Genomic DNA, 10,315 nt, shown 5'->3' on the forward strand with positions numbered 1-10,315 from the left:
AGATAAGGAGATTTTTAGAAATACAAGTAAAGGGAGTAAGATAGAATGAAAATTCTCATTGAAAAGGCCAACGTGATGCTATTTACAGCTGAAGGAGCAAATATAAAGCAGTGTGACATTGCAGTGGACTGCGGCATAATAAAAAGCTTAGGTAGGGTGCCTGAGGGCTTCATGCCAGTGAAAAAAATAGATGCGAGGGGCATGATAGCCATGCCTGGCCTTATAAACACACATACGCATCTGCCCATGTCGCTGCTTAGAAATTATGCAGACGACATGCCTCTTATGGACTGGCTTGAAAAGAAGGTCTGGCCTGTGGAGGCGAGACTAAGCGAAGAGGATATATACTGGGGGAGTATGCTAAGCATCGCAGAGCTTATAATGTCCGGGACCACATGCTTCAATGACATGTACGAATTTGCAGACTCGGTGGCCCAGGCTGCCGCAGATTCGGGCATACGTGGGTTTGTGGCAAACACGCTATTCGACAGAACAAGAGATGGTGACAGGGAGCTTTCAAAGACGGCCGACTTGTTCCGCAAGTGGAATAAAAATGGTGATGGAAGAATCGGAGTTATGGTGGCTCCGCATGCGCCCTACACATGCTCGGACGAATATCTCATCGAAGCTTCCAGGCTTGCAAAGGAGCTGGGAACAGGCCTGCACATACATCTTAGTGAGAGCAGAAGCGAAGTAGAGGAGAGCATTCGAAGAAACAAAAAAACGCCGGTGAGACACATGTATGAGTTGGGCATTTTTGAAGGCAGGACACTTGCCGCTCATTGCGTTCATGTCACAGGAGATGACATAGAGCTCCTGTCTCAAAACAATGTATGTGTGCTCAACAACCCTTCGAGCAATTTAAAGCTTGGAAATGGGTTCGCTCCGGTGGAGGCTATGCTTCAAAAGGGGATTTGCGTATCTCTTGGTACGGACGGAGCATGCAGCAACAACAGCCAGAACATGGTGGAGGATATGAAGCTTGCTGCGCTTATAAATAAGGGAATAGCTGAAAATCCTCAGGCAATGGGCGCTGAGCGAGTAATTAAAATGGCAACTATCAGCGGGGCAAACGCACTGGGAATAGGGAGCATTACGGGCTCGCTCGAGGAAGGAAAGGCAGCGGACATCATACTTGTGGATATGAAAGCAGCCCACATGCAGCCTGTCCACAACATGGCATCTGCCGTAGTGTATTCAGCTCAGGCGGCTGACGTTGATACCGTCATAGTAAACGGTAAGATTCTCATGGAAAACAGGATGCTCACAACTATGAATCTGGAGTATATCAAGAAAAAGGCTCTTGAGTCGGCTGGCAGGATAACCTGAGTATAGAGCTGGCTAGAAAAAAATAAAAAGCTGGTGATATCATGAACTGGGTTGGATTTGTTAGGCTCATCAAAAGCATATACGGCGAGAAGCTGCCTGATCTTGAATGGATAGAAAAACAGGGGCTTTTGGCCGTCAAAATAGGCCAGACATTTGCCCTTAGGATTGACTTCCTAAACGAGAGGACCTGTGCTCACCTCTCGAGGCTGTATTCGAGCAATACAAACATACCGCCCGAGAAAATAACCAGCCTCATTGAGTATTATTCTCCGGAGGGCTGGAGGGACAATTTTGAATATATCGAAGAGAAGCCCCTTGCATCCGCATCTGTAGGACAGGTGCACAGGGCAAGGCTAAAGACAGGGGAGGAGGTTGTTGTAAAGCTTGTTAAAAAAGATTTTAAGAAAAGTTTCAAAAAAGACGTTGAAAGCCTGAAGTCATTCCTCAAAACCGCAATATTCTTCTATCCAAAGCTCGATAAGGTGGCAGATCCTTTAGGGATTCTAAAAAACATAGAAAAGTATACGCTCGACGAGCTCAACCTCCTGAACGAGATAGCCCACAGGGACATACTAGAGGGAATAAAAAGCGACAATATGGCAAGGCATGACCTTTCAAGGCTAAAGTTCCCAAAAGTATATAAGGAGCTCTCAAACGAAAACATACTCGTGAGCGAGTTCATAGAAGGGGAGACCTTTGACAAGCTTTTAAGCGAGGGAAGACTCGACTATGAAAATCTCCTGGAGCTGTTCCACATACATGGTTTTTATGTTTTCAACGTAGGTACTTTTCATGGAGACATACACCCCGGCAATATAATACTGAAGGGAAATGACATGTATTTTGTAGACACCGGCGCGCTTGGATTGGTTGGGACCAAGATTAAAAAGGGACTTTTCAGGTTCATGGAAAATCTCAGCTTCTATAACTACGACGAATGCGCCAGAAGCCTTAATGAAATGGCCGATGTTGAAATAAGCGGGGAAAAATACGATGACTACAGGGAAAAGTTCATGAAGCTGTACGCGGATTTTACAGGAAAGAGCGTGTCACAAGTCAGCCTGACAAGGAAGATGATGGATACGATAAAGCTGGGTGTAAACAGCGGAATGGTGTTTGAAAAGGGCATGTATCCAATCATTAAGAGCCTGATGTATTTGGATGGAATGGTGCTAAAGTGCAATCCGAATGCGGTGCTCATGGAGGACATGAGGCAGTTCATAGGTGAGCTAAAGGGCCAGGAAGATTGATGGAGGGATGGGTATGAAAAAGAAGGTGGCAATAGTTGGAGCCGGCCCGGGAGGTTTGACTGCAGGCGTGATACTCTCGAGCAAGGGTTACCAGGTGGATATATATGAGAAAAACGAGTATATCGGTGGAAGAAACTCGTCGCTCGTCCTGGGCGATTTCAAGTTTGACCTTGGGCCGACTTTTCTGATGATGGACTTTATACTCGAAGAGGTATTTGAAATAGCTGGCAGGAAGACGAAGGACTATCTGGACATAAAAAGGATTGATCCCCTCTACAGGCTTTTGCTGCCAAACGGGAGGGAATTCTACCCGACTTATGACCTTGAAAAGATGGAGACTGAGCTGGAAACGAATTTTCCGGGGGCTTCTGCAAAGTACAAGGAATTTCTGAGAGAGGAAAAGAAAAAGTTCGACGCACTTGTACCCTGCCTTCAGGTCCCCTACGATTCGTTTGCAGATTTTTTCAAGGCTAGGTTCATAAGTGCCATACCAAGGCTGGATGCGCACAAAAGCTTATTCGATCATCTTGGCAGGTATTTTGAAGACGAGAATCTGAGGCTGGCTTTCACATTCCAGGCAAAATACCTGGGCATGTCCCCATGGGAGTGTCCGGGGACATTCAGCATAATATCATATATAGAGCACGGTGGAGGCATATACCATCCGATAGGCGGATTAAATGAGATATCAAAGGCAATGGCCAGGATCATTGAAGAAAACGGAGGAAGTATACACCTTGAAATGCCAGTTAAGGAGCTGCTTGTAAAGGATAAAAAAGCTCAATCCCTGCTGCTTGAAAACGGAGAAACTGTAAATGCTGACCATATAATAGTGAATGCGGATTTTGGTCATGCCATGAAGAATCTTGTGAAAGAAGAGTTCAGGCCAAAATACACAGATGAGAAGCTTTGCCAGAAGAAGTATTCCTGCTCAACATTCATGCTTTATCTTGGACTGGACAAGCTCTACGAATGCGGAAGCCACCACAACATATTGTTTTCCAAAGACTACAAGGAGAACATAGACGACATATCCAAAAGATTCGTGCTCTCAAAGGATCCGTCAGTATACGTGCAGAATGCGTGCCTTACTGATCCTACGCTTGCTCCTGCAGGCAAATCAACGATGTACGTGCTTGTGCCTGTCCCTAACAACAATTCAAGCATTGACTGGGAGAAGGAAAAGAAGGCCTTCAGAGACAAGATAATAGGGATAATAGAGGAACGAGGAGGCTATAGCGGCATCGCAAGCCATATAGTTGAGGAGAAGATAATAACCCCTGCAGACTGGGAAAGCGAAAGGAGCGTATACAAAGGCGCGACCTTCAATCTGGCACACAACATAGCGCAGATGCTTGTTTTCAGGCCACACAACAGATTCGAGGAATTCTCGGGCTGTTATCTCGTGGGGGGCGGAACCCATCCTGGAAGTGGACTGCCTACAATTTACGAATCGGGCAAGATATCCTCTAGGCTGATACTTGAGGAGGATGGAGTAGAGCCGGGATTCTAATAAATATAAAAGACGGGATGAGAGCTTAGAAAACTGCAAATTCCGTCTTTTCCCATATCTATTTTTATATCCATTTTTTTTTCTTGAAAAAAGCAAGCATGGAAAGCGCTATCGCAGCGAGCATCCCATAGAAGAACCAGGGGTAAAACCAGGGCAGCTCAAGCTCGGGCATATATTTGAAGTTCATGCCGTAAACGCCGGCCAGAAATGTAAGCGGAATGAAGATGGTGGACATTATTGTAAGCACCTTCATTATCTCGTTCATCTTATTTCCTGAGATGGAGATGTATATGTCGACCATGCCTGAAAGTATGTCCCTGAAAGATTCTATTGTATCAAGGACCTGTATTATGTGGTCATAAACGTCCTTGAAATACATGAGCGTCGTGTCGTAAATCAGCTCTGAATCGCTTCTTTGAAGACGATTGAGCACCTCGCGGAATGGCCAGACAGCCTTCCTAAGGTGTATCATCTCGCGTTTCATAAGATGGAGTTTGTTTATAGTAGCGTAGCCTGGATTTTCAATAATCTCTTCTTCAAGCACTTCAAGCATGTCGCCGAGCTTCTCTACAAGTACAAAGTAATTGTCTACAACCATGTCCATGAGTGAGTAGAAGAGGTAGTCGGACTTCATTTTGCGGAGCCTGCTCTTGGGATTCCTTATGTGATCTATGATCGGATCGAAAATGTTGTCTGGTTTTTCCTGGAATGAGATGACAAAACTTTCGCCAAATATTAGGCTTACCTGATCGCGTTCTATATGACCAGCAGGTTCATCGTAGCTGAGTGTTTTGAATATCGTGCATATATAGCTTTCAAAATCTTCTATGCTTATCCTGTGCGAGGTGTTAAGTATGTCTTCAAGCAGCAGGGGATGTATGCCGAAGTCAGAGCCTATCTTTTCAATTTTGTCAATTTCGCCAAGGCCTGTAACTCTTATCCAGGTGAGTGTGTCGGGCGAGAGGTGTTTGAAGCACTCATCTGCAGATTTGGGAATTATTTCTACCAGAGAGTCCTCGTTAAACTGAATTATTTCAATGTCAGTATGCCCGTGCATGTGGTTGCCAACATGCACGAGGGACCCGGGAGGAAGCCCTGTTTTCTGGGAAATGTTCTTAGTGCTTGATATCTTCATTGGAATTTCTCCTTGTAGAGTTTGATTGTGTAGGTGAAAAATCAATTAATCCAGTCATATGATACCCAATATAATTGCAACTAAAAGCAGCATAAAGGATGCATTGTGCATGCAAATTCAGGGTATAAAATTAAAATAAATTCGACGCATAGATTATGGGGTGAGCAGATGAAAAAAAAGATGGACTACTTCAGACAGGTATACAAGTATGACAATGAAGCAAAAGCTTACATTATAGAGGCGTCGCTTGATGATTACGCTGAGATACTAAATGGCTGGGATCCATCACCCGTGAGATGGAGGGACATAGAGCCTGAATTCAAGGTATTCCTGGAAGAGTGCGCTCATGACATACCGCTTAAATATCCGCTTGAGATATTTCTATATCTGCCGGAATCTGTGAAAAATGAAAAAAAAGAAAGGCTAACCCAGGAAGCCATAAAAAATAATTTTGAATTTCTGTCGCATCTGGCGTCGAAAGAATTGCGGCAGAGAAACAAGAGGAGCATTGTTTATGTAGGCATGGCATTTATTTTCCTTTCAGCAGCATATACCCTCCAGGATACGGGGATAAGCGAGAATGTGCTTATGAGCATACTCCTCGAGGGAATATTCATAGGTGGCTGGGTATTTTTATGGGAGGCTTTTTCACTCGTATTCATATATAATCAGGAAGTAAGAAGGAACCTGAAGGAGATGAGAAGGTTTGCGAAAGCTAGGATAACCTTCAAATATGAAAAAGTATAACCCTTTGCACAACAGCGATTTGCCTGCCGTGCGAAGGGTTATTATATTTTTGCTATTCCTGCTCTTTTAGGGCTCCTTTTCTGTATGCGGCCAGCAGCAGGTTCAGATATTTTATCTGCCCCTTCAGTTCCGCTCCAATGTCAGTATCCATGACGTATTTCCTGTGGGTCTTTTCCAGGACGGCAATTGTTGATTTTATATCCTGCTCTTCGTTTATGGCCATTTCAGTGGATTCGAAGGGCTCGTGGGTTGCAAGTCTCAGGCCGTAGGAATTGTATATGAGCGTGTATCCGGCAAGGCCGGTTTCCGCCTGATAAGCCCTTGAAAAGCCTCCGTCTATTACAAGCAGTTTCCCATTGGCCTTTATTGGGCTTTCGCCTTTTCTTGCTTTTACAGGTACGTGGCCGTTTATTATATGAGAGTTTTCATCGAGTCCAAAGCTCTCGAGTATGGCCATGCAGACCTGCTCGTTATCGCGCAGAGTATAGTAGTAGTCCTTGTTCTCCTTGTGGGTTTGCTTGTCATTTATGAAATATCTCTCGAGCGTTGTCATCTGGTCCTTTCCGAAGAGAGGAGAGTACTCTCCGCACCAAAGGTAGAACATTATGTCACTTCCGTAGTCGGCTGACAATGATTCCTTATCGAAGTAGTAGTCGCGGGCGAGTGTGTCGAATTTGTCAAGCAGTGACCTTCCGCTGTATTCCCCTCTGCCTATTCTTATTTTTCTGAAGCTCCCGTCTTCGTTGAGCGGTATGCAGCCATGGAACATGAGATTTGAATTGAATCTCAAATACATGCTGCCTTTTGAGTACAGGAATCTTACATGGCGTTGAAGCTTTTCGCTGTTTTTAAAATATGCCGAAAGCCTCTTTACAAGGTCATCTTCGTCAGGCGAAAGCTCATATGGTTTTTGAGGATCGAGAGTTGGGAAGTTGGTGTCATTAAGATCAAACACTCCCGATGGAAGCTCTATTGTACCGTTTTCCAAGTCTAGTTTGTCTAGCAGAAGCCTCTTTTCCATTCTATACAGAGGGCTGCTTTTGATTATCTGGCCTTCTATCTTGAACTGAATTATTGATATGGCCTTGTGCATTTTGGCTATAAGGTCAAGATCCTTCTCCTTGAAGGATGTGTCCTGGGGCAGTCTGGGTGCGAACTGAGTGCATGGGTCGTCATGATAATACTCCAATGCGAATGTGGCAAGCGGCATAAGGTTGATTCCATAGCCCTCCTCGAGGGTTTCCAGGTTGGCATACCTTGTGCATATTCTTATGACATTCGCCATGCATGCCAATGAACCTGCTGCGGCTCCCATCCAGATTATATCGTGGTTGCCCCATTGTATGTCGACGCTGTGGTGTTCGAGCAGCTCGTCCATTATTATATGTGCGCCTGGTCCCCTGTCGTATATATCACCTATTATATGTAGCCTGTCAACAGAAAGTCTCTGTATGAGATTGCATATTGCGGATATGAACTGGTCGGCGCTTTTGATGTCTATTAGGGTATTGATTATCTGGCTGTAATATTCCTGTTTGTCCTTTCTCGTCTCGTCCTCGTGGAGCAGCTCCTCTATTATATACGAAAAGTCCTTTGGCAGGGCTTTCCTGACCTTGGACCTGGTGTATTTTGACGAAACCACGCGGCAGAGCTTAACCAGCCTGTGGAGCGTAACTCTGTACCAGTCTCTCATGTCAATACCGCTCTTTTTTATAATCTCTAGCTTCTGGTCAGGATAGTAAATAAGAGTGGCGAGACTTCTTTTCTCGGACTCGCTCAGAATGCCGTCGAATACATCGTCAATTTTGAGCTTGAGAACGCCAGATGCATTTCTTAGGACATGAGAAAAAGCCTCGTATTCTCCGTGTATGTCGGTAATGAAGTGTTCAGTGCCCTTGGGCAGGTTTAGTATAGCCTGCAGATTTATTATTTCTGAGCATACCGAAGGTATGGAAGGATACTGTTTTGAAAGCAGCTTGAGATATTCTATATTTTTCTCTATTTCAGATATTTCCATGTTTTGCATAATTCATCCCCCTGGTATGAAAATTTTGAAAAGCATTAAAGGTTATAAAAGCATAAAATGCTGGATTTTAGAAGCATAAAGCGTTATATTCATTATAAGGCAAAAGCTGGCGGTTTTGAATGCATAATTACATTTATACATATATAGGAGGCATTGAGAATGGTATCATTTTTCTTCAAAAAAGACACGAAGATACGGGATCTTTTAATGAAGCATTTAGATGCGGTCATAGACTGCTACACAATGTTTACAGAGGGGCTAAGCAACGTCTTTGAAACGGATTCGGAAGAAGAGCTCATTGAAATAATAAACAGAGTGTCGGCGGCCGAGGCGAATGCCGACAGCATAAGGCACGAAATAATTCAGGAGCTTCTAAGCGGAGCGCTGCTCCCAGAATCCAGAAGAGAAATACTTATGGTGATAGAGGAAGTTGATAAGGTGGCAAATGCGGCAGAGGACATAATAAAGAGGATAATCCTAGAATGTATCAAAATCGACGAGCCATACAGGAGCAGTTTAATGCTCATCAACGAAAAGACAAAAGGGCAGCTGGAACTTTTGAGAAGCACTATTGACGGCATGCTTTCGAATTTGTGGGAAGCATACAAAAAAAGAGATGAGTTAATTGAAATAGATACAATAGAGCATGAAATAGACCTAATAGAGTTCGAAATGATAAGGCAGATATTCAAATCAGACATGGAGCTTGCCGCAAAGATGCAGCTCAAGTCGGTGGTAGTCGAGATTGCCAAGGTTTCAAATATAGTAGAGGACATATCCGATATTTTGGAAAGAATTATGGTGTCCAGAAAGGTTTGATGAATTATGTTTTCTCCTTCACTTATTTCAGGGATAATACTCGGCTGGGCTCTTGGAGCCAACGATGCTGCAAACTGCTTTGCAACGGCAGTCTCCACAAGGACAGTCAAATACTCTACGGCTATAACAATAATAGCTGTTTTTGTGATGCTTGGAGCCCTAATAGACGGGGATAAGGGAATAGAAAAGCTCAGCAGTTATGCGTATTCGAGCGGTATAGAGAGTTCCGCAAGCGCCTTTATTGTCATGCTTGCTGCTGCTGCTACTGTTATTATAATGACTGTTCTAAGGTACCCGGTATCCACCTCTCAGTCGATTATAGGCTCGATTTTGGGTACGGCATCAGTTCTTGGAAAAGCAGACTTCAGCGCTACGCTGCAGTTTTTCGGAGCTTGGTTTGCAACACCTCTGGGTGCCGCCGCCATAGGTTTCATAATATATAAAGTAATAGAAAAATATTTGGAATCTAGGCTTATGGAATTTAGCTACTATGACAGGTTCATAAAGACAGGATACATAATTGCAGGGGCATTTTCAGCGTATTCGCTTGGGGCTAACAACGTGGCCAACGTTTTTTCGGTATATGCAGGAAGACTGAGCCTGATTGACACAGGGCATGCTCAACTAATAGGCGGCGCTACAATAGCACTCGGCGTGCTGACATTTTCCAAGCCGGTGATGATGACAGTCGGCGAGGACATAGCGCAGCTTTCTCCAGTGTCTGGTTTTGTCTCAGTGCTTACAGCGGGTATTGTTGTGTATATATACGCCCAGATCGGAATACCAGTATCGACTTCGCAGGCTATAGTGGGCGCTGTGTTTGGCGTAGGGCTTGTAAAGGGGACGCAGGCGGTAAACTACAGGACGCTTAGGAATATATTGTTTGCATGGTTTGGAACACCAACGATAGCGGGGATTACGAGCTTCGCATTGGTTAGTATATACAGGTTGATTCAGGTTTGACACTCCCCATAGCTAAAGCTAGGGGATTCTCAGATGATTAAAGGCAAGTCCGTTTCTGGTATGCCAGTATGACTCTGAGTTCAGGGCGTGCCATCGCCCATCCTAGGGCAGAACATATAGTTCCCTAGGCACTTAGACTATTAACATCTAAGTTAGATTTTTTAGCTATATTCAAAGCTCCAAGCCTATCTCTATGAGTTTTATAGCCACAGTTACACTTGTAGTTTCTGCTATTGACCTTGTTTTTTGCACCACAATCAGGACACTCCTGAGAAGTATATTTAGGGTCGATATAGTTGACTTTGATTCCAAGCTCATAGGCTTTGTACTCTATAAAGGATGACAACTCAAAGAAAGTCCAAGTATGCAGATTAGCTTTGGTTTTACCTCCAGCTTTTGAGGTCTGAGAGACCGTTTCATAGTTTGTGTAAACCTTCAAACTGATGTAGAATAAAATCAGTTTGGAGGTTTTTTATTATGGGAAGAAGAAACGAGAGTCCAGAAAAGAAAAGAAGAAGAGCGCTTATAGGGGA

9 protein-coding genes are annotated in these 10,315 nt (G+C 44.1%); 6 read left to right on the plus strand and 3 right to left on the minus strand.

Annotated elements, in window-relative coordinates; all coding sequences use genetic code 11:
* Window positions 1–45 precede the first annotated feature (45 nt).
* From GT589_RS10010 to GT589_RS10020, 3 genes are read left to right on the plus strand one after another with little or no spacing between them, the layout of a single operon-like run.
* A complete protein-coding gene (locus GT589_RS10010; protein ID WP_293398544.1) occupies window positions 46–1,329 on the plus strand; it encodes an amidohydrolase in 1,284 nt (427 codons plus the stop codon).
* 41 nt (window positions 1,330–1,370) lie between these two features.
* Window positions 1,371–2,579: an AarF/UbiB family protein gene (locus GT589_RS10015; protein WP_293398546.1), complete on the plus strand. Its 1,209-nt coding sequence runs from the start codon at window positions 1,371–1,373 to the stop codon at window positions 2,577–2,579.
* A 13-nt stretch (window positions 2,580–2,592) separates the two neighbouring features.
* Entirely contained in the window at window positions 2,593–4,092 is a 1,500-nt protein-coding gene (locus GT589_RS10020) for a phytoene desaturase family protein (RefSeq protein WP_293398548.1), read from the plus strand.
* Window positions 4,093–4,156: 64 nt separating this feature from the next.
* Here the strand turns inward: GT589_RS10020 and corA are convergent, their stop codons facing one another.
* Window positions 4,157–5,227 carry a magnesium/cobalt transporter CorA gene (gene corA, locus GT589_RS10025; protein WP_293398550.1) on the minus strand — a complete coding sequence of 357 codons (1,071 nt, stop codon included), beginning with the start codon at window positions 5,225–5,227 and terminating at the stop codon, window positions 4,157–4,159.
* Window positions 5,228–5,395: 168 nt separating this feature from the next.
* On the opposite strand from corA, the gene GT589_RS10030 reads away from it, so the two are divergent.
* Entirely contained in the window at window positions 5,396–5,974 is a 579-nt protein-coding gene (locus GT589_RS10030; protein ID WP_293398552.1) for a hypothetical protein, read from the plus strand.
* Window positions 5,975–6,026: 52 nt separating this feature from the next.
* Here the strand turns inward: GT589_RS10030 and GT589_RS10035 are convergent, their stop codons facing one another.
* Window positions 6,027–8,000, minus strand: a complete 1,974-nt coding sequence (locus GT589_RS10035; RefSeq protein WP_293398554.1) for a fructose-1,6-bisphosphatase — start codon at window positions 7,998–8,000, stop codon at window positions 6,027–6,029.
* A 159-nt stretch (window positions 8,001–8,159) separates the two neighbouring features.
* Between GT589_RS10035 and GT589_RS10040 the strand changes: the two genes are divergently transcribed.
* Both GT589_RS10040 and GT589_RS10045 read left to right on the plus strand, forming a co-directional pair.
* A complete protein-coding gene (locus GT589_RS10040) occupies window positions 8,160–8,819 on the plus strand; it encodes a DUF47 domain-containing protein (protein WP_293398556.1) in 660 nt (219 codons plus the stop codon).
* 6 nt (window positions 8,820–8,825) lie between these two features.
* Window positions 8,826–9,782, plus strand: a complete 957-nt coding sequence (locus tag GT589_RS10045) for an inorganic phosphate transporter (protein ID WP_293398558.1) — start codon at window positions 8,826–8,828, stop codon at window positions 9,780–9,782.
* A 124-nt stretch (window positions 9,783–9,906) separates the two neighbouring features.
* On the opposite strand, the gene GT589_RS10130 is transcribed toward GT589_RS10045, so the two are convergent.
* A complete protein-coding gene (locus GT589_RS10130; protein ID WP_442952085.1) occupies window positions 9,907–10,221 on the minus strand; it encodes a transposase in 315 nt (104 codons plus the stop codon).
* Window positions 10,222–10,315 lie beyond the last annotated feature (94 nt).

Source organism: Peptoclostridium sp., from assembly GCF_009881055.1.
Classification (GTDB): domain Bacteria; phylum Bacillota; class Clostridia; order Peptostreptococcales; family Peptostreptococcaceae; genus Peptoclostridium_A.

Coding starts and splice junctions, on each gene's coding strand:
- GT589_RS10010 (WP_293398544.1), top strand. CDS start 46: ATGAAAATTCTCATTGAAAAGGCCAACGTGATGCTATTTACAGCTGAA.
- GT589_RS10015 (WP_293398546.1), top strand. CDS start 1,371: ATGAACTGGGTTGGATTTGTTAGGCTCATCAAAAGCATATACGGCGAG.
- GT589_RS10020 (WP_293398548.1), top strand. CDS start 2,593: ATGAAAAAGAAGGTGGCAATAGTTGGAGCCGGCCCGGGAGGTTTGACT.
- corA (WP_293398550.1), bottom strand. CDS start 5,227: ATGAAGATATCAAGCACTAAGAACATTTCCCAGAAAACAGGGCTTCCT.
- GT589_RS10030 (WP_293398552.1), top strand. CDS start 5,396: ATGAAAAAAAAGATGGACTACTTCAGACAGGTATACAAGTATGACAAT.
- GT589_RS10035 (WP_293398554.1), bottom strand. CDS start 8,000: ATGCAAAACATGGAAATATCTGAAATAGAGAAAAATATAGAATATCTC.
- GT589_RS10040 (WP_293398556.1), top strand. CDS start 8,160: ATGGTATCATTTTTCTTCAAAAAAGACACGAAGATACGGGATCTTTTA.
- GT589_RS10045 (WP_293398558.1), top strand. CDS start 8,826: ATGTTTTCTCCTTCACTTATTTCAGGGATAATACTCGGCTGGGCTCTT.